At 62.8% G+C, this 19013-nt stretch carries 15 protein-coding genes; 7 read left to right on the top strand and 8 right to left on the bottom strand.

From position 1 onward, the window contains the following. Positions 1 to 4 precede the first annotated feature (4 nt). Genes Q7T45_RS18340 through Q7T45_RS18330 form a run of 3 tightly spaced genes read left to right on the top strand, consistent with a single transcriptional unit; the run spans position 5 to position 2893 of the window. Positions 5 to 1138 (top strand): ABC transporter permease, encoded by a 1134-nt coding sequence (locus tag Q7T45_RS18340; protein WP_370691311.1) that lies wholly within the window; start codon positions 5 to 7, stop codon positions 1136 to 1138. Next, complete coding sequence (locus Q7T45_RS18335) at positions 1135 to 1839, top strand: ABC transporter ATP-binding protein (protein ID WP_304872463.1); 705 nt, start codon at positions 1135 to 1137, stop codon at positions 1837 to 1839. The genes Q7T45_RS18340 and Q7T45_RS18335 overlap by 4 nt, the downstream gene beginning before the upstream one ends. A gap of 31 nt (positions 1840 to 1870) precedes the next feature. Continuing rightward, positions 1871 to 2893: an HlyD family secretion protein gene (locus Q7T45_RS18330; RefSeq protein ID WP_304872462.1), complete on the top strand. Its 1023-nt coding sequence runs from the start codon at positions 1871 to 1873 to the stop codon at positions 2891 to 2893. 68 nt (positions 2894 to 2961) lie between these two features. Here Q7T45_RS18330 and Q7T45_RS18325 read toward each other — a convergent pair whose 3' ends face one another. The 3 genes from Q7T45_RS18325 to Q7T45_RS18315 all read right to left on the bottom strand — a co-directional run bounded on the left by Q7T45_RS18325 (position 2962) and on the right by Q7T45_RS18315 (position 4942). Further along, positions 2962 to 3345, bottom strand: coding sequence for a response regulator (locus Q7T45_RS18325; protein ID WP_304872465.1), 384 nt, complete (start codon positions 3343 to 3345; stop codon positions 2962 to 2964). After that, entirely contained in the window at positions 3338 to 4393 is a 1056-nt protein-coding gene (locus Q7T45_RS18320) for an HWE histidine kinase domain-containing protein (protein WP_304872460.1), read from the bottom strand. The genes Q7T45_RS18325 and Q7T45_RS18320 overlap by 8 nt, the downstream gene beginning before the upstream one ends. A gap of 141 nt (positions 4394 to 4534) precedes the next feature. Then, positions 4535 to 4942 (bottom strand): BA14K family protein, encoded by a 408-nt coding sequence (locus Q7T45_RS18315; RefSeq protein ID WP_304872459.1) that lies wholly within the window; start codon positions 4940 to 4942, stop codon positions 4535 to 4537. A 367-nt stretch (positions 4943 to 5309) separates the two neighbouring features. Here Q7T45_RS18315 and Q7T45_RS18310 point away from each other — a divergent pair, with 367 nt between their 5' ends. Further along, positions 5310 to 6095: a sensor histidine kinase gene (locus tag Q7T45_RS18310; protein WP_304872458.1), complete on the top strand. Its 786-nt coding sequence runs from the start codon at positions 5310 to 5312 to the stop codon at positions 6093 to 6095. A 16-nt stretch (positions 6096 to 6111) separates the two neighbouring features. Here Q7T45_RS18310 and Q7T45_RS18305 read toward each other — a convergent pair whose 3' ends face one another. Further along, the gene (locus Q7T45_RS18305; protein WP_304872457.1) at positions 6112 to 7545 is read right to left on the bottom strand and encodes a PLP-dependent aminotransferase family protein; all 1434 of its coding nucleotides are present in this window, start codon (positions 7543 to 7545) and stop codon (positions 6112 to 6114) included. 84 nt (positions 7546 to 7629) lie between these two features. Between Q7T45_RS18305 and Q7T45_RS18300 the strand changes: the two genes are divergently transcribed. Both Q7T45_RS18300 and Q7T45_RS18295 read left to right on the top strand, forming a co-directional pair. Next, positions 7630 to 8493, top strand: coding sequence for a DMT family transporter (locus tag Q7T45_RS18300; RefSeq protein ID WP_304872456.1), 864 nt, complete (start codon positions 7630 to 7632; stop codon positions 8491 to 8493). A 119-nt stretch (positions 8494 to 8612) separates the two neighbouring features. Next, a complete protein-coding gene (locus tag Q7T45_RS18295) occupies positions 8613 to 9707 on the top strand; it encodes a DUF2336 domain-containing protein (protein WP_304872455.1) in 1095 nt (364 codons plus the stop codon). Positions 9708 to 9869: 162 nt separating this feature from the next. Here Q7T45_RS18295 and Q7T45_RS18290 read toward each other — a convergent pair whose 3' ends face one another. The 3 genes from Q7T45_RS18290 to Q7T45_RS18280 all read right to left on the bottom strand — a co-directional run bounded on the left by Q7T45_RS18290 (position 9870) and on the right by Q7T45_RS18280 (position 16955). After that, the gene (locus Q7T45_RS18290) at positions 9870 to 11984 is read right to left on the bottom strand and encodes a methyl-accepting chemotaxis protein (protein WP_304872453.1); all 2115 of its coding nucleotides are present in this window, start codon (positions 11982 to 11984) and stop codon (positions 9870 to 9872) included. A gap of 337 nt (positions 11985 to 12321) precedes the next feature. Next, positions 12322 to 13422 carry a DUF2336 domain-containing protein gene (locus Q7T45_RS18285; protein ID WP_304872451.1) on the bottom strand — a complete coding sequence of 367 codons (1101 nt, stop codon included), beginning with the start codon at positions 13420 to 13422 and terminating at the stop codon, positions 12322 to 12324. Then, entirely contained in the window at positions 13422 to 16955 is a 3534-nt protein-coding gene (locus Q7T45_RS18280; protein ID WP_304872449.1) for a PAS-domain containing protein, read from the bottom strand. The genes Q7T45_RS18285 and Q7T45_RS18280 overlap by 1 nt, the downstream gene beginning before the upstream one ends. A 302-nt stretch (positions 16956 to 17257) precedes the next feature. On the opposite strand from Q7T45_RS18280, the gene Q7T45_RS18275 reads away from it, so the two are divergent. After that, positions 17258 to 18175, top strand: a complete 918-nt coding sequence (locus Q7T45_RS18275) for a PilZ domain-containing protein (protein WP_304872447.1) — start codon at positions 17258 to 17260, stop codon at positions 18173 to 18175. 169 nt (positions 18176 to 18344) lie between these two features. On the opposite strand, the gene ilvC is transcribed toward Q7T45_RS18275, so the two are convergent. Then, positions 18345 to 19013, bottom strand: a 669-nt coding sequence (gene ilvC / locus Q7T45_RS18270) for a ketol-acid reductoisomerase (protein WP_304872446.1), incomplete at its 5' end; no start/stop codon positions are given.

Below are 19013 nucleotides of genomic sequence, written 5' to 3'. Positions count from 1 at the left end.
TAACATGCCCCTGGTCTTCACTCTTGCATTCCGAAATCTGTTTCATGACCGGCTTCGCTTCATTGCGACGGTGATCGGGATCGTGTTCTCCATCGTTCTGGTCACCGTTCAGATGGGCCTGTATCTGGGCTTCGGCCGGATGGTGACGACGATGATCGATCATGCGTCCGCCGATCTGTGGATCATGCCGCAGGGGACCAAGTGCTTCGAGGACCCCTCGCTGCTGGACACGCGTGAGCGCTATCGCGCGCTTGCAGTCAACGGCGTGGCGGATGCGATTCCGGTCGTGATCGGATTTGCAGATTGGCGAATGCCGAGCGGTGCGACGACTCCCGTTTTCGTCATCGGTTCGGATCTGCGGGCCGGCGGCCTGCAGCCCTGGAACCTGGTGGAAGGCCGGATTGAGGCGCTGTCGACGCCGAAGGCGGTCGCGGTCGACCGGTCCTATTTCGACCGGCTCGGAATCTCGGGGATAGGGGCGACCGCCGAAATCCGCCAGCAACTGGTGCGGGTGGCAGTCGTCACCAACGGCATCCGTTCATTCACCACGACGCCGTTCGTTTTCATGGACATCGACCGGGCGCGGGCCCACACCGGAGTTTCCTCCGGCAAGGCCACCTTTTTTCTGGTTCGCCTGAGCCCCAATGCCGACAGGGCCGCCGTCCGCCGCCAGCTGTTGTTGAACATCTCCGATGTCGAGGTGCTGACGCCGGCCGAGTTTCGCGAGCGCAGCCGCACCTTCTGGCTGTTCAGCACCGGCGCCGGTGCCGCGCTGTTCGCCGGGGCATTGCTCGGCGTGATCGTTGGCACCGTCATTGTCGCCCAGACGCTCTATTCGAGCACGAAAGAGCATTTGACCGAGTTCGCCACCCTGCGCGCGATCGGCTCGTCCCGGCGCTATATCTACGCGGTGATCGTCTGCCAGGCGCTCCTCAATGCCATCATCGGTTTCTCTATCGCCGCGCTTATCGGCGAGACCATCGTGAAACTGACCGCCGCGACGGCCTTGCCGATCGTCATTACGCCGGAACTGATGATCGGGCTTTTTCTGCTGACCGTCGTGATGTGCATCGGATCGGCGATGGCCGCGATCGTACAGGTCACCCGGATCGATCCTGCCATAGTGTTCTCGCGATGACTGCTCCCTTGCTCGAGGCTACGAATGTGGCGAAGGTCCTTGGCAGCGGCGCCGCGAAGGTCGAGGCACTCAAGAACGTCAGCCTGACACTGAAAGGCGGCGAGCTGACGCTTCTGATGGGGCCTTCCGGCAGCGGCAAGACCACGCTGCTGTCGATTCTCGGATGCATGTTGACGCCGACGGCAGGGACCGTTCGTATCTGCGGGCATGCAACCGCCGGCGCCGACCCCGAGGACCTGGCGCTTCTCAGACGGGAGCATATCGGCTTTGTGTTCCAGTCCTTTCATCTGTTTCCGACGCTGTCCGCCACGGACAACGTCCGGCTGGCGCTGGATGTACGCGGCGAACGATCCAGAAGCGCAAAGGCCAAGTCACGCGAGGCCCTGGCGAGAGTCGGCCTGCCGCACAAGATAAAGGCGTTTCCGGGCGAACTCAGCGGCGGCGAACAGCAGCGCGTCGCGATCGCCCGTGCCATCGTCGGAAATCCGTCGATCATCCTGGCGGACGAGCCAACCGCCGCACTGGACGGCGAGAACGGCCAGGCGGTCATGAAGATCCTTACCACGATCGCCAGGGAACAGGGACGCGCGGTGCTGATCGTGACACATGACCCGCGTCTGCTGCCATTCGCTGATCGCGTCGTCCACATCGAAGACGGACGGATCGTCCGCGAGGAGCGCAGTGGCGCCGAACCGCAATGATTATCCAGAGTACCACCGAGGAGGAATAGCCATGTCGAAACCCCGCATAGTCCTGGTTGCGATCTCGGGTCTGGTCATCGCCACCGGAGTCCTGACGACAGCCCGCGGCGTCATGGCCGCTGCACCGGAGGACAAGCAATGGCAGGCCGTTGCGCCCGGTCGCGTCGAGGCCTGCTCCGGTCAGATCAAGCTCGCGACTGCCGTCATGGGGGTCGTCGACAAAGTGCTGGTGAAGGCCAACGACAAGGTGTTTGCCGGCGAACCGCTGATCCATCTCGCTGACGGTGAATTCGCCGCGCGGCTGGCTGCGGCGGAAACGCAAGTCGCCCTGCGCAAGCGCGCACGGGATGAACGGTCGGTGACGGGCAGCGCGAACGCGCGACGCAAGGCCAGGGATGCCGTGGCCGATGCCGAACAGTCGGTGTATGCCGTGCGCGCCATCGTCGACCGGGTTGCTGCCGAATTGCGGGCCAAAAGCGGGGCGGACGACGGCCTGACCAAGGCCCGTTCGGCACTGGCGCGGGCCGAGGCCGAACTGACCAAGCGCCAGGAGGAGCTTCGAGAACTCGAGGAAGACAGCCCCTTGCCCACCACGCTGGAGGGCCAGCTCAGTATCGCCCGATCGGAATACGCTGTGGCGCGATCCGCCCTCGATAAATTGACGGTGCGCGCGCCGATCGACGGCACCGTGCTCCAGGTCAATGTGCGGGCGGGCGAGCTGGTTTCCCCCAGTCCACCTCAACCGCTATTGCAGCTCGCCGATCTCTCGGCCCTGTGCGTGCGTGCGGAACTGGACGAACGCGACATCGGATCCGTCAAGGTGAAGCAAACGGTGACGGTGCGGGCCGCGGCGTTTCCCGGTCGCGACTTCGAGGGAATCGTCTCGTCGATCGCCCCGCTCGTCGAGCCAGGCCGGCTGGAGCCGCCGGGATCGCGCAATCAGACCGACGTTGATGTGGTGCAAGTCATGATCGAATTGACGGGATCGGGAGAGCTCACGACCGGAATGAAGGCCGATGTCTACTTCCGCTTCGGAAAAATTGTTGACCGCTAGGCGCTGGCCACCGCGCGCACGCCCGCCGAAAATCAAGGGAGACATCCGTAGCTTCGGCCTCGGGCAAATCATCGCGGCGACGACGGCCCCTCGCCCTGGAGGCGGGCAAGGATCGCAATCAGGTCCTCTTGCCTGAAGGGTTTTTTCAGCATCGGCCGGTCGGCATAGCCATCGCGCAAATCGTGACCGGTGTTTCCGGTCACGTAGAAAAAAGCTACGCCGCGCGCGGCAAGCGCCTCCGCCACCGGATGGCTATCGCTGCCGTTCAAATTCATATCCAGCATGGCGACGTCGAAGGTTTGCGCGGCAATCAGGGCGAGGGCCTCGTCGACCGTCGCCGCAGAGCTGAGCGACTTGCATCCAAGGTCGGCCAGCATGTCTTCGATCATCATAACGAGCAGCATTTCATCCTCGACAACGAGAACCCGCCGGCCGGAAAGCAGTCTATCCATCACGGGCAGCTCCGGGCACCGGGATGCTCATCGTGCAGACAAGGCCGTCCGGCCGGTAGTCGAGATGCGCGTTTCCTGCCAGCTCATGGGCCAGACCACGCTCGATCACCCGCGATCCGAACCCCTTGTGTGCGGGCGGCGTGACCATGGGACCGTCTTTCTCCTGCCATTTCAGGACCAGCCGCCCGCCAGCCGGCGTCGTCTCGGTGGTCCACTCGATCAGGACTGATCCCGCCGCGTTGGCCAAGGCACCGTATTTCACGGCGTTCGTTGCGAGCTCGTTGAACGCAATGCCGAGGGCCAGCGCGGCCTTTGGCGGGAAACGGATGTTCTCGCCCGTGATCGCAATCCGATCCGTCCGGCCGCCCGAGGCCACGAATGGTTCCACGGCATCGTGAACGATATCGTACAGCCCGGCACTTTCCCATTTTTCGCGGGTCAGCAGGTCGTGCGACCGCGACAGCGCAAACAGACGGGACTCGATGGAGTCCCGGATGGTCCCGGGATCGGAGGAGGTTCGCAACGTCTGGCGGACAATCGACTGCACCGTCGAAAGGGTGTTCTTGACGCGATGGTTCAGTTCGTCGATCAACATCCTCAGCTGGACTTCATTCTCCTTTTGTCTGCTGAGATCGACCAGCGAGGCAAAATACTGAACGATGTCGTCGTCCTCGTCGCGAACCGGGCTGATGAAGACCACGGCCCAGAATTCGCTTCCATCCTTGCGGCGATAAAGAACTTCTGCCCCGCCATTCGACGCCCCCTCGAATTCGGTCTTGATCCGCGCCAGCGCCTCGGCGTCAGCGCTGTGGGCCAACAGAAAATTGAAGCTCTTGCCGAGAACCTCTTCGCGGCGGTAGCCGGTTAGGGAGAGAAAGCTGTCATTGGCAAAGATGATCGGATTGTCGGGTTCCGTCGCATCGGTAAACACCATCGCCATTCGGGTCGTTTCGGCGGCAACGACAAACGGACCGAGGTCCTTCCGAAAGCCTTCGACTTCGGCCTCGGCGCCTTTCTGATGGTCAGACCTGGTTGTTATTTCCGACATGCCACCAATCGATCCGATTGCTGACAGACGCTATCATGACCACGTCGTCCCGAAACCAAACGCAACAGCTGACGGCGGTCGGCAGGCTTCGCCCCTGCGACACGCAGGGGCGACACTTGCTCAATCAACCATTGCCCGCCATCAGGGGCAAGGATGCCGATAACCGTCGTAGCCGAGATAGGTCCCGGAATACGGGTCATAGGACCTGTAGCGCTGCGCACAATAAGCCACGGCGCCGCCGCCGACATAGGGCGGCGGTGCGACGACGTAGGCCGGACCGTAATAGCCGGGATATCCATAGTAGCCGGGGTGCCCGTAATAGCCGTAGGGCTGCGTGGCGCCGATGATCGCCCCGCCGATCAGCGCGCCAGCGATCCCAAGACCAATGGCAGGGCCATAGCCGCGACGATATCTCACCGTCTCCACCGAAGGCTCCACCGTGTTTTGCAGCATCCGCGACGATCCGATCGGCGCCGCTGCCGCAGGCGCGACGGTCCAAAGTGTCGCGACTGCCAGCGCGGCAAGAAGAACGCCAGACGATTTCTTCATTTCTACAAACTCCCGGGAATTGGCCAGGGGAAAGCCCTGATTGAACCATTGTCAGACGGCAGCAGCCCGGTGGTATTGACTTAGCTCAACAACCCCGTGAGCCGTGTCCGCCTGCAGCCTCAAACCGGCATCGAGCGATGCTTCGGGGGTCGGTTATCGCCCGCTTCGCCAGGGAACTTGCGGCCACTTCTTCGGAAGGCCGCTCGCGGGGCGGTGATGATCGCAAAGATGCGGAACCTGATCGGCCACGCCTGAGATCGACAATACCGGACAATACCGGACAGAACCGGCTGGAATTGCTTGATTGCGGCGGTAAACGGCCTCAATTGATCTGAGCGGTAGACGACATAGGGTGTTATAGTTGTGGATGCTTGAGATCGATCATCACGAAGACCAGCGCCAGTTCCACGGCGGCGCAACGCCGCCGCAGGACTTTCTCGCGGCGGAGAATGTCAGCCTTCGGCTTTTGCTGGCGCAGGCGGAAATCAACGCCCAGGAACTGCTCGATCAGGCCGGCATCGACGCCCGCGAACGCGCGGCGGCCGACAAGCTGCAGAAGCTGATCCTGGAAGAACTGCACCACCGCATCAAGAACACGCTGGCGACGGTCAGCGCCATTGCCTCGCAGAGCCTGCGCAACGTGGCGGGCGCCGAGCACGCGCAGCATGCCATCGAAGGCCGGCTGCTGGCGCTGGGACGGGCGCATGATTTGCTGCTGCAGGCGCGATGGAGCAGCGCCGATCTCGAAAAAATCGTGCGCGGCGCCACCGAAGCCTTCGACGATCCCGATGCGCCGAAATTCTCGATTGCGGGGCCGGATATCCGGATCGCCTCGGGTGCGGTGATTGCCATTGCCATGACGCTGAACGAGCTCTGCACCAACACCACCAAGTTCGGCGCCCTTTCGATCCCGACCGGCCGCGTCGACATTGCATGGACCGTCGACGAAGCGGCGCAGCGGCTGCGCCTGACCTGGACCGAAAAAAATGGGCCCGCGGTTCATCCGCCTGCCCGGCAGAGCTTCGGCACCCGCCTGATCGAGACCCTCGGCAGGCAACTCAGGGGCGATGTCAAATTGACCTATGAACCCTCCGGCTTCGTCTACGCGTTCGACGTGCCGCTGGCATCGGTGACGCCGGCAACCGCCGGATAGACTCGCGGAATACCCGTCAGGCAACAGCCGATTTTCGCGGTCGCGCGATGGCCTTTCGCAGTGCCTCGAATATTCTGATATCCGTGGACTGCGCGACATTGAACCGCAGATAGCTGGTTGCCGATTGCGACAGGCTGAACGCGTTGCCGGGGGCGAGGACGATGTTCTCCGCAAGAGCCTCCCTGGCCACATCAGCCGCATCGATACCGTCAGGCAGCCGGCTCCACAAGAACATGCCGGCCTGAGGTTCGAGCCACGGTTCGATGCCGAGAGATTTCAGCCTTGTGTTCACCTCGCCCATGGCGTGCGACAGGCGCAGCCGCAGCCCTTCGATGTGTTTCCGGTAGCTGCCATCCCGCAAGACATTGAGAACCAGTTCTGCGGCGAGGCGACCGCCACCGAAGGAGGTGGCGATCTTCAGGTCGATCAATCCCTCGATCCAGTCGGGGCGCGTGGCGATGAATCCGCAGCGGGCCGAAGCCGACAATGTCTTGGAGAAGCTGCCGATATGGATCACCCGATCGAGGCCGTCGAAGGCCGCCAGTCGCGGGGCCAATGTGTGCTCGAAATCAGCGAAAATATCGTCCTCGATAATGGTCAGGCCGAACGCTTCGGCCAGCTTCAATACCCGGTGCGCCGTCACCGGCGACAGCGTGGCCCCGGTCGGATTGTGGATGGCCGAGTTCGTGATGTAGAGCCGGGGCCTGTGCTGATCGAGCGCCTGCGCGAACAGCGCCATATCCGGCCCCGCCGGGGTATAGGGAACGCTGACGATGCGGGCGCGATGGGCGCGCAGCAGCGCATGGAAATTGAAATAGCAGGGATCGTCCACCAGCACGGTGTCTCCGGGCTCGAGCAGGAACCGGCATAACAGATCGATCGCCTGCGTCCCCGACTCCGTGAGGATGATCTGGTCCGGAGAAGCTTCGATGCCGCGATCGCCCATTCGCCGGGCGATCAGCTGGCGCAAAGCCGGCAATCCGAGCGGGGCGCCATAGTCGGCCAGAACAGGACCATTGGCGCGCGACAGGGTTCGAAGGGCGCGGCGCATGCCATCTTCCGGCAACCAGGACGGCGGCAGCCAGCCGCAACCTGGTTTCAGATCGGTATCCCCTGATGCCAGCGATTGGCGCGAGACCCAGAACGGATCGATCGCGCGATCCAGTTTCGGTCCGATCTCCGACAGCGCCAGAGGGGCCGCCTGGCTGGCGACGTAGAATCCGGACCCGGGGCGCGACTGGATCACCCCTTCGGCGACAAGCCGCTCATAGGCCTCGACCACCGTGGACGTCGACACCTGCATGGTGCCGGCAAAGGACCGGATCGACGGCAGTCTGTCGCCTGATGTCAGGCTGCGGCCGGCAATGCGCTGCCGTATCGCGGCCATGACGGCTGACAGGCGCGTCCCGCTCTTTGCTTCTTCGCTCATCCGTATTGTATCCGATACCATAACAGTTTCGCCAAACCGTAACGGACTGTCACTGGGATTTCCAGCCGCCACCATCGATAAGGGTCCATCACTGCGGAGTTTCAGATGGACCGAATGGCGAGCGGATGGATCAATGGATTCATCGGGATGGTGATCTTCAGCGGATCGCTTCCCGCCACCCGCGTGGCAGTGATCCAGTTCGACCCGGTGTTTCTGACGGTCGCGCGCGCCGCGATCGCCGGCGTGCTGGCGGTCGGCCTGCTGCTGGCGTTCCAGGAGAAGCGTCCCTCGCGCGGCGATCTCGTCTCGCTCGTGATCGTCGCCCTCGGCGTCGTGGTCGGCTTTCCCTTGCTGACGGCGCTGGCGCTCCAGCACATCACCTCGGCGCACTCCATCGTCTTCATCGGACTGCTGCCGCTGGCGACGGCGATCTTCGGCGTGCTGCGCGGCGGCGAGCGACCCAAACCCGCATTCTGGATTTTTTCCGCGCTCGGCAGCGCGTTGGTGGCCGGCTTCGCCCTGATGCAGGGGCTAACCGCTTCCGCGACCGGCGACGCCTTGATGCTGGCCGCCATCATCGTGTGCGGGCTCGGCTATGCCGAAGGCGCCAGGCTGTCGCGCACGCTCGGCGGCTGGCAGGTGATCTGCTGGGCGCTGGTGCTGTCGTTGCCGGTAATGATCGCGCTGCTGATTTTCTATATGCCGCCGAGCTTTTCCGGCATCGCGTGGCCGGCCTGGCTTGGCCTCGCCTATGTGTCGCTGTTCAGCATGCTGATCGGCTTTGTCTTCTGGTACCGCGGCCTTGCCCAGGGCGGCATCGCCGCCGTCGGCCAGTTGCAATTGCTGCAGCCATTCTTCGGCCTGGCGCTGGCGGCCACGCTGCTGCATGAACCCGTGACCTGGATGATGCTGGTCGTCACCCTCGCCGTCATCCTGTGCGTGGTGGGCGCGCGAAAATTCGCCGGCTAGGGTCGCTGGCAGCCACGCCCTGTATTTCTACGGAGTTCCAACTTAACGCGGGCGTAGGGCCGCGGCGGCCATGGTGCGGCCTCAATTCCCGCAACACCCAACAGATCGCTCCGGAAACGATGGCGCTACAGGCGGATCAATCCATCATCGCCGAACTCGAGGACGCCGTCAGAACCGGTTCGCCCTCGGAACGGGTCGAAACGCTTCGGCAGGTGACCAACCTGTTCCTGCATGACGGCGCGCGCCTCAACGAGGAACAGGTCAAGGTGTTCGACGACGTCATGTGCCTGCTGATCGCCCGTGTCGAAAGCCGCGCCAGGGCCGATTTCGGCAAGCGCCTCGCGCCGGTCGCCTTCGCGCCGCCGGGCGTGATCCAGCACCTGGCATGGGATGACGAAATCGCCGTGGCCGGCGACGTGCTGGCCCAGTCCAGCCGCCTCCAGACCAGCACGCTGGTGGAGATCGCGCGCAAGAAGGGCCAGGATCACCTGCTGGCGATTTCGGGCCGCAGCAACCTGCCCGAAGCCGTCACCGACGTGATCATCGATCGCGGCGAGCACAAGGTCATCAGGAAGCTCGCCACCAACGCCAGCGCGCGCATTTCCGAGGCCGGCTACACCGGCATCGTGGCGCGGGCCGGCGACGATGACGAACTCACCGAGATCCTCGGGCTGCGCCTCGACCTTCCGATCAAATTCCTGCGCGACCTGTTGCGGCGCGCCAGTGGCGCGGTGCGCGCCAAGCTGGCGGCGATCGCGTCGCCGGAACTGCGGGAGGAGATCAAGCGGGTGCTGCAATCGATCCTCGGCGAAGACGACGAGGATCATTCGTCGACGCGGGATTTCGGCGGAGTCGAGAAATTCATCAAGCTGAAGAAGGAACTGAACGAGCTCGACGACGCCGCCGTCTTCCTGTTCGCCGAGGCCGGCAAATTCGACGAGGTGATCGTTTCTCTCGCCGTGCTCAACGACGCGCCGACCGAAATGATGGCGCGGCTGCTGGAGGGGCCTCGCGCCGACCTGATCCTGATTCCCTGCCGGTCAGCCCGCCTGAACTGGCCGAGCGTCGAGAGCATCCTGCGCAACCGGCCGATGCCGGCGCCGATCAACGCCCAGACGCTGGCGCTGGCGCAGCGCGACTACCGCAAACTGTCGATGGAAACCGCGCAGCGGACGGTGCGCTTCTGGCAGCTGCACAACAAGATCGAGAAGTAGCGCGGCGAGCGTAGGGTGGGCAAAGGCGCGCCTTCGCGCCGTGCCCACCATTTTCACACCGATATCGTTGCGAGATGGTGGGCACGCCATCGGTCGCGCATTCGCGCGACCTCCTGGCTTTGCCCACCCTACGATGCACGCGTCCCGGACGCGGTGCAGCTCTCACGCCGCGCGCACCGTATCCAGGAACCTGCCTACCTCCTGCTTGAGGCGGTTGCTTTCGAACGAAAGCGACTGCGCCGACGTCAGCACCTGCGACGATGCCGACCCGGTTTCGCTGGCGCCGCGCTGCACGTCGGTGATGTTCGACGAAACCTGCTGGGTGCCTTGAGCCGCCTGCTGGACGTTACGGGCGACTTCCTGGGTGGCGGCGCCCTGCTCCTCGACCGCGGATGCAATGGTCGACGAGATCTCCGAAATCTGTCCGATGGTGACGCCGATCTCCTCGATCGCGTGCACGGAATCCCGCGTCGCGTTCTGGATGTCGCTGATCTGCTTGCGGATCTCGTCGGTCGCCTTTGCCGTTTGCTCGGCCAGCGCCTTGACTTCGGCGGCCACCACCGCGAAGCCGCGGCCAGCCTCACCGGCCCGCGCGGCTTCGATCGTCGCGTTGAGCGCCAGCAGATTGGTCTGGCCGGCAACGCTGTTGATCAACTCGACCACGTCGCCGATCCGGTTGGCCGCGCTCGATAGGGCATTGACGCGATCATGGGTCTTGCGGGCCTGCTCCACCGCCTCGCCGGCCATCCTCGAGGATTGCTGCACCTGCCGGCTGATCTCGTTGACCGAGGAGGCCATCTCCTCGCTCGCGGAGGCCACCGACTGGACGTTGGTCGAGGCTTCCTCCGAGGCGGCGGCGACCATGGTCGTGAGTTCCTGTGCCCGCGCCGCGGTCGCCGTCAGCGTGCCTGCCGAAGCCTCGAGCTGGGACGAGGCCGCCGATACGGTTTGGACGATTTCCCCGATCGCGCCCTCGAATGCGTCGGCAAGCCGGCCCATCGAGGCCACCTTTTCCTCCCGGGTGGATTTTTCCAGGGCCTCCCGCTCGATCTGCATGCCGTGCATCCTCAGGGCATTATCCTTGAAAACGAGCAAGGCACGCGCCATCGATCCCATTTCGTCGCGGCGGTTCGAGCAGGGCACGACCACCGACATCTCGCCGCCGGCCAACTCGCTCATCGCCGCGGTCATCTGGCCCAGCGAACGTATGATGCGGCTGATCACCATCCAGAGAGTCGCGGCGGCGAGCAGCAGCGAGAACAGCATCAGGAAGCCGTTCAGCACCAGGGTCTGCAGGCTGCTGCGCTGCGCGGCTTGCGCCAGACCCGCGGCCTCCTGGCTTGCAAGCATGCTCAGTGCAATCACTTCATCGATCGCCGCCGTGGACTGGCTGAACCACTCCGCGGAATTGATCGGATAGCTGCCGCTGCCAAGTCCGGCGGCGTAGATCGCCTTGCGCGTATCCTCAAAGCGCTGGAACACGCGGTCGCGAACCAGGTCGGTTCCCGCGGTCACGGGTCGCGGAGCCGAGGATTTTGCGGCGTAGGCCTGCACGTAGTCCCAGGCAGCTTCCACCCGCCCGCGGAACATGCCGAGTGTGCTGACCTCCTGCGCGGTCATCGGCCGTCCGGCGGCCACCAGCGCCGCCACCGCCGCGCGTTCGCGTCCGAGATACTCGCTCATGATCCAGACGAAGTGTTTGAGATTCTGCAGGCTCGACAGCCGGGCCTGGACATTGTCTTCGTCCATCGCGGCTGCGACGCGAAGGTTCTGGCTCGCCACGATCAGCGCGGTGATGGTCGGCGCCCATTGCGATACGACGGCCGCCTGACGCGCCGTTGCGGGCTTGGCGATTTCGCCATCCGCCTGTCGCCGAAGTGCGGCGACTTGTTCGAACGCGCGCTTCGCCGCGGCGATCAACTGATCCCGGTTGGCAAAGCCCTGGGCGGCCATGCGGCCGAGTGCCCGTTCGAAAGGTTCGTCGGCCATCTTGCGGAAGTTCGATATCGCCGCGACCTGAGCATCCGCCGCGGGATTGGCGGCGTTCAATGCAAGGTTGGTCGCGCCGCGCTCGCGCGCCCATTGGCCGGCGCTGGCCAGCAGCAGATCGGCGGTTTCGTTGACCGATGCGGCATCGGAAGCCGTGGCGCGTTCAAGGCTCGCGTTGTGCAGGACGTAGCCCGAGACCGCCAGCCCGAGCACTGACAGCAGCGCCACCGCCGTGATCAGGAGATTGCGAATATTCCACACGGTTGCAGCTTCAGCCGAAGGATTCATGGCGGGATGCCTTCAATCAAAATAAATGCAAAGGGACTGCTGACGCCGAAATTGCGAAGCGCGGGACGCGGAAAAAATCCGCGGAGATCTTGGAGTCTCGTTCGGTCGTCGATCGAGAAATATCCCGGCTGGCTTAATTTCCGATGAATGCGGGAAAATCTGGCAATCCGTAAAATTACGTTGCTCGCGCTAAAACGACAACTACGAATAGCAGTTGCGTTGCATCATTCTCTCTTGGTCGCAAAATCCACGGCAAGCAGCGACTGGATGATTCTGCAGACTGATGTGATGCTACGACCGCAATCTTGGGTGCTTGGTACGGCCGACAAAATGCAACCTAGTGCGCCGAACCTCCGCTCGCCTTCTCCCGCAACCGATAGAACTGAAGCGCGGCCCGCGCCGTTTTCGGCTGCAGCCGGAAGAAGCTGGCGAAACATTGGTTCAGCCGTTCTTTCGTCACCCCGCCGCGTCCGGCCTGCAGGGTGATGATCTCCTTCGTCGTTTCCCACGACAGGTCGCCGGCCTTGGCAAAAACCAGCAGCTGCTCCGATTCGTTTTGGGCCAGCGTGCGCTCGATCAGGCCGATCGGAAGATCACACATCAGCGAGAGCGCGACAGCGGTCTTGTCGAAACTTCCCTCACGCGCGAACTCCTGCAACCGCGCATCGTCGAGCAGCCCGAACGAATGCAGCGACCGCACATGCGCCTGCGCCTGCGCATGCTCGTCGGAGCCCGCCCGCGCCACCGCCAGTATCTCGTCAGAGGCTTCCGCAACCGCATTCCGGATCAGCACGGCCCGTCGCGGATCGGCCGCCTCGAGCCGGCTTCGCACGATCTCGGACGCCTGTGCGAACAGTTTCACGAGATCATGGCGCGGGATGTCGGGACGCGACCAGACGCAGAGCGCGAGAGCGCCGTTGTCCTTCGCCCTCTCGACGAGAGTGGATGTGCCGAAGCTCGAGAATTTCGCGCCGCGGTTACCGGCGGTACCGGCGACGACCCGATTGTCTCCCCGCTCGACCAGGATATCAGTCACGGCTTCAGTGAGAGTCTTTCGTCCGGAAATGGCCAGCAGGTGTTCCTGGCTGCTGGTTCGCGCGTTTTCTACCAGCGTGGCGTCGTCGAGCCGAGCGGAGTGCACTAGAACAGGCGCGGCTACTTCGATCGCATCGTCGAACGCAAGGGTGCGGATTACCTTGCGGGGCGCATCGGTGACCATGGCCATCCGGCTCCCGAATGCCACCCGGGCAGCAAATTCGATATTTTCGATGAGCTTGCCCATGACTTCGTCGAACAGGTCAACCTGATCTTCCGTGAACCTGCCCGAGCCGTGAATGAAGAGATCCGTGACGCTCCGCAAGACTTCGGCGCGCCTCGACAGATCCTTGCTCGCCAGCATGCCTTCGAGCTGGTCGATCAGATTTTCCTGCGCGTTCATCAGGCCACGTTCCTTGCCAGCGAAATCACAGCATCGAGGTCGAGTTCGGCATGCGGAACAGGCCGGCCGAACAGATAACCCTGCCCAAAATCAACCCCTGCGGCCTGCAGAGCCTCGAACTGCGCGCTGGTCTCGATTCCCTTGGCGGCCGTCGCGATATCGAGCCCACGGGCCAATGCCAGCACGGAAGCAACGATAGCTGCGCAGTCCCTGCGGCTTGCAAACCCTTGCGTCACCGACTTATCGATCTTGATCTTGTCGAATGGAAAGCTGGTCAGGTAGCTCGCCGACGAATATCCCGCCCCGCAATCGTCGAGGACGACCGAGACACCGAGGTTCTTCACCTGCCGGATGGTCTGCAGATGCGCCGCCTGATCCTGCTGCAGCAGCGAGACATCCGAGATTTCCAGCTCGAGCCGCTCCGGCGAGAGGCCGGAATCAACCAGCGCGCACAAGATGAGGTCGAAAAGGTTCCCCTTGCTGAATTGAACGGCGGAGATGTTGACGGCGATCCGGATATGCGGCGGCCAAGTGGCCGCATCCGTGCAGGCTTGCTGCAGAATCCACTCGCCGAGCGGCAGCATCAGTCCCGTCGACTGCGCGAGCGGGAGGAACTGATCGGGGGTCAGAAGCCCCCTCGACGGATGATGCCAGCGCACGAACGCCTCCGCACCGCAAACACGGCGCGTTTTGGCATCGATCACCGGCTGATAGTACAATTCGAATTCGCTGCGCGACAGCGCATCGCGCAGCTCGCTTTCCATCGACTTCTGGATGTCCGCGGCTTTCATCATCTCCGGCTCGAAAACGCGGAAATCGTTTCGCCCGCCGGACTTCGCCGCATACAGCGCCACATCCGCCTTTTTCAGGAGAGTCTCGGCATCGGCGCCATGCTCGGGTGCGAAGGCAATTCCGATACTGGTCCCGACTCCGATCCTGTTGCCATTGAGGTCGAACGGCTGTTCGATTAGCCCGATGATCCGGAGGGCGAGCGCGATAGCGCCCTCGCTCTGGTTCCTCTCGTTTTCCTGGATGATAGCAAATTCATCGCCGCCCAGGCGGGCCAGCACATCGGTATCGCGCAGCGAGGAGCTCAGTCGCTGAGCTACTTCGACCAGTAACTGATCGCCGGCCGGGTGCCCCAAGGTGTCGTTGACATTCTTGAACTTGTCCAGATCGAGCATCAGCACGGTGAAGGTGGTGCCATGGCGCTGCAGCCGCTTTGCGGCATCCTCGAGCTTCTCGGAGAACAGCGCGCGATTGGCCAGACCGGTCAGCAGATCGTGCTGCGCAAGGAACGCGATGCGCTTTTCATTGCGCGCCCGCTCGGTAATGTCCTCGTGCGTGGTCAGCCAGCCCCCGTTGGGCATCGGGTGGCGGGAGATCGCGACCACACGGCCATCGGCAAGCTCCAGCACCTCGTTCGCCGTTTTCACATTCAGCTTGACGTAGGTTTCCGGTGCGACGTTGAAACCGGTGCCCCTCTCGCGGCGGTATTCGAGAATTTGCCGCAATGAGGTCCCCGGCTTTATCTGATCCGGGCTGAGTCGGTAGATTTCGCCATAGCGCGCATTGGAGACCACGACCTTCTGCTCGGCATCGAACACGCAGAGCCCCTGGGACATATTGTTGAGCGCCGCATCGAAGCGCACGTTCATCGCTTCGAGTTCGGCCGCTTTCTCGGTCAGCAATTGCTCGCCGCGTTTTTGCTCCGTCACATCCTCGTGGGTTGCTACCCAGCCACCATCCGACAGCGGGTTGCGATGGATCAATATCTTGCGGCCGTCGGCTGGCTCGTAATCCTGCTTATGCGCCGCTCCTATCAGCTGGCCATACCGGTCCAGATCCTGATTCAGCTTTGCGTCCCGGACATCGCCGCGGTCCTCGTAGAACTGCAGTATCCGGCTCAATGGAGTGCCCGGCGCAACCAGCTCGTCCGGTAGTCGGTACATCTCCTGGAAGCGACGGTTCGAAATCACCAGCTTCTTGTCGACATCGAACAGGCAGAGGCCCTGCGACATGTTGTTGATGGCGGCATCGAAGCGATCGTTGGTGCGCTTGAGTTGCTCGGCGTTATCGGCGAGCAACGCCTCGTCGCGCCGCTTCTGGGTGACGTCCTCATGGGTCGCAACCCAGCCTCCGTCCTTCATCGGCGTGCGCGTTATCGAGATGATCCGACCATCCGCGAGGGCCAGCGTATATGGCGCCCGCCCCTTTGCACTTCGGGCAACTTCATCGACGCTGGAATCAGTTCCTTCGTTCGCCATCTTGTAATCGCTAAGTATGCGGCTCAGCGGGGTACCGGGTCTGACCTGCTCTTCGGTCAGGTTGTACATCTCGCGGTACCGGCTGTTCGAGACCAGTAATCTCTCGTCGGCGTCAAACATGCTGAGGCCTTGCGGCATGTTACCCAGCGCGGCATCGATGCGCGCGTTGGTCCTTGCCAGGGCACGCGTCTTTACCGCGAGGGCGTTGGCTTGCCGCACCAGCAGGAACGTGCCAAACAATATGACGACGACGAACGTGACAACCAGCAGGCCGAACGCATAAAGGTGGCGATACCATGGCGCCAACACCTCGCTGCGGGCGTAGGTCACAGTCAAGACCAGCGGCAGGCCGTTTACAGCCTTGTAGCCTGCGACGCGATCCTTACCGTCAACGGGGCTCGTGAGCTCGTAGGAGCCCTCCTCCGATGCTGGCAGATATCTTCTAAACAACGGACTATCCGAGAAGGACCTTCCAAGTGCGTTGGCTTGCTCCGGCTCCCGCGCCAATAACCTTCCCTCGCGATGCAGCAGAAATATCGATCCGCCTTTGCCGAGATTGATCGAGCGATAGAGCTTGGTAAAATGCGACTGATCGATCGCTGCGGTAGCGACACCCGCGAAGCTGCCGTCGGTGTTGCTCAGCCGCCGCGATACTCCTGTGATCCAGCTGCCCTGCGCCGAAAGGAAGGGTGGCGCGATAATCAGTTGGTCGCCGGTGCCGTCGCGCTGGGCAGTGAAGTGCGCCATGCCGGCGATATTTCTGCGCGGCGGCGTCTGGCCGAACGAATGAGCGAGCATTTCCCCGGATGCATCGGTCCAGCCAATGCCGACGAACACCGACGAACTCCGTTGCAGCTGGCGCAAGGCAGCGCTGACCGCGACGCGATCGACGTCCCGCGCAGACAGGCTGTTTTGGCGGATTCTCGCTGCTTCCTGCAGGGCACGATCGACATCCTCGAAGGTCAACGCCGTGTGCTCGGCGAGAACCCTGGCAAAGCTCTGGGCATCAGCTTTTGCCGCCGCGATCCTGTCCTGATACCGGACTTGCAGATCCACGAGAAACAGAACGACGATCGCCACTGCCAGCAGGACGCCGATCACCGCCGACGGCAAACTCGGCGATTGACTGACTCTTCGATAGATTCCCTGCATCACGAACTCATTTTGCCAACCAACCTCTTCCAGGTCCGGCCCGCGAGTCTGATCGCCCCCCAGCGGCGGCGATAACCTGATGGGATCGATATCACGAAGCAACCGACCGGACATTATGCGCGTCATACTTAAGAATCGTTACCTGCGGAGAGACGACCGCATCGATCGCAATGTCACTTTTTGGCGGGTGCGTCATTTTTTGAGTAATCAGGCGCGCGGCGAGTACCGGCACTTACGTAATTCTACTGGCTGGCCGCAGACGGCGCCCCGCATCGACGGTGACTCTCTGTGTCGGCTATCGGACACGGGTTCCCGCGAAGGCACCTGGCGCGTTACGATCTGCCGGCTGCAACACGCTTTAGTTGCCCTTAATCAATTCTCCCCAGAGTTCGCCTGCAGAACGGTTAAAACCTTCGATGTCCTTCAAGTTCATATCGCCGCGGCCGATCAGATCGGACAGTCATCGCGCGCTGGCTTCCCATTGGGACCGGCTGGCGGCCGGCCGCCGTTTCCCCTCATTCACGGAATTCAAGCCCGAACCGGGCACGTACGATGCAGGCCAGTTCGTGGTTTGGAATATCGAAGGCGCAGGCCGCCTGCAAAAATTCCGGGCGCTGTACCAGGGTGAGAATGTCGCGCAGGTGTTCAACTCGGCCTGGGCCGGCAAGACAATGGATCAGGTCGTTCCGATGTCGCTGAGGCGGGTTACACTGGACGCCGCCAAGGAATGTGCCTCGAGCGGCTGTCTCGTCTACACGATTATTTCCACATTCGACGCCAACAACCAGCGGGTCGACTGCGAAAGGCTCCTGCTGCCGTTCGGACGCGATGGCTCGAAGGTCGAGCAAATCCTCGCTTCACTCCAGTTGAAGAGCGTCGCGGGAGGGATCCAACGAAAGAAGATCCTCAACAATTTTCAGCTGCAGGCTGATCTGATTTTCTCGGGAAAGATCAAGTCGGGTTTTGCCAGGACAGATCTGGTGCCCGCGATCCCGGCGATCGAGCCTGGCGAGGTTGCCGCGGGGACGCATGCCGCGCCGAAACAGGCCGTTTCGAAATCAGCGCCAGCCCGCCGCGGCGCCGCGGACGCGGCTACCGGAGAAAGCCGGCGAGCCACGCGGCGCAATGTATTGAGAGCCGCAAGGATCAGTTTTGGCAGAAAGAGCGTGACTTGCACGGTTCGCAATCTGTCGGCGACAGGTGCGTCCATCGAGGGAGCAAAGCTGGCTCAGGCCCCGGACACTTTCACGCTGACCCTGGAAATGGAGTCCGCTGCGCGGCCTTGCAGGGTTGTCTGGCGCAAGAAGGAAAGGATCGGCGTGCGGTTTGGTTGAACCCGCCCGCCGGCTCGTCTCCGGTTCGCGAAGAGAATGCAACCTCTCCCGGCAAATGCCGGGAGAGGTCAATCAGAATCGGCACCCGATCTTGTCGACCAGAGTGACGTCTCTTTGTCGTTGAGGCAGCGCCAGCGGCCCTTCGCTGCCAGGGAACGGCGATCAGGCCTCAGTTCTTGGTCTTGTCGACCAGCGCGCCCTTCTTGATCCACGGCATCATGTCGCGGAGCTTGGCGCCGACTTCCTCGATCGGATGCTGCGCGAGCTTGGCGCGGGTGGCCTTGAACGAGGTCTGGTTGACCTTGTTCTCCAGCATCCAGTCGCGGGCGAACTTGCCGCCCTGGATGTCGGCCAGCACGCGCTTCATCTCGGCCTTGGTCTCGGCGGTGACGATGCGCGGACCCGTGACGTATTCGCCGTATTCGGCGGTGTTGGAGATCGAGTAGTTCATGTTGGCGATGCCGCCTTCATAGATCAGGTCGACGATCAACTTCACCTCGTGCAGGCACTCGAAATACGCCATCTCGGGCGCATAGCCGGCTTCCACCAGGGTCTCGTAGCCGCCCTTGATCAGCTCGACCAGGCCGCCGCACAGTACCACCTGCTCGCCGAACAAATCGGTTTCGCATTCTTCCCGGAACGAGGTCTCGATGATGCCGGCGCGGCCGCCGCCGATCGCGGAGGCGTAGCTGAGGCCGAGGTCGTGGGCGTTGCCCGAAACGTCCTTGGCGATCGCGATCAGGCAGGGCACGCCGCCGCCACGCTGGTATTCCGAGCGCACGGTATGGCCGGGGCCCTTCGGCGCGATCATCAGCACGTCGAGGTCAGCGCGCGGGTC

It is taken from the genome of Bradyrhizobium sp., from assembly GCF_030646015.1.
Taxonomy (GTDB): Bacteria; Pseudomonadota; Alphaproteobacteria; order Rhizobiales; family Xanthobacteraceae; genus Bradyrhizobium.
The sequence above is the reverse complement of the archived record's forward strand: the minus strand, read 5'-3'. Positions and strand labels throughout refer to the sequence as shown.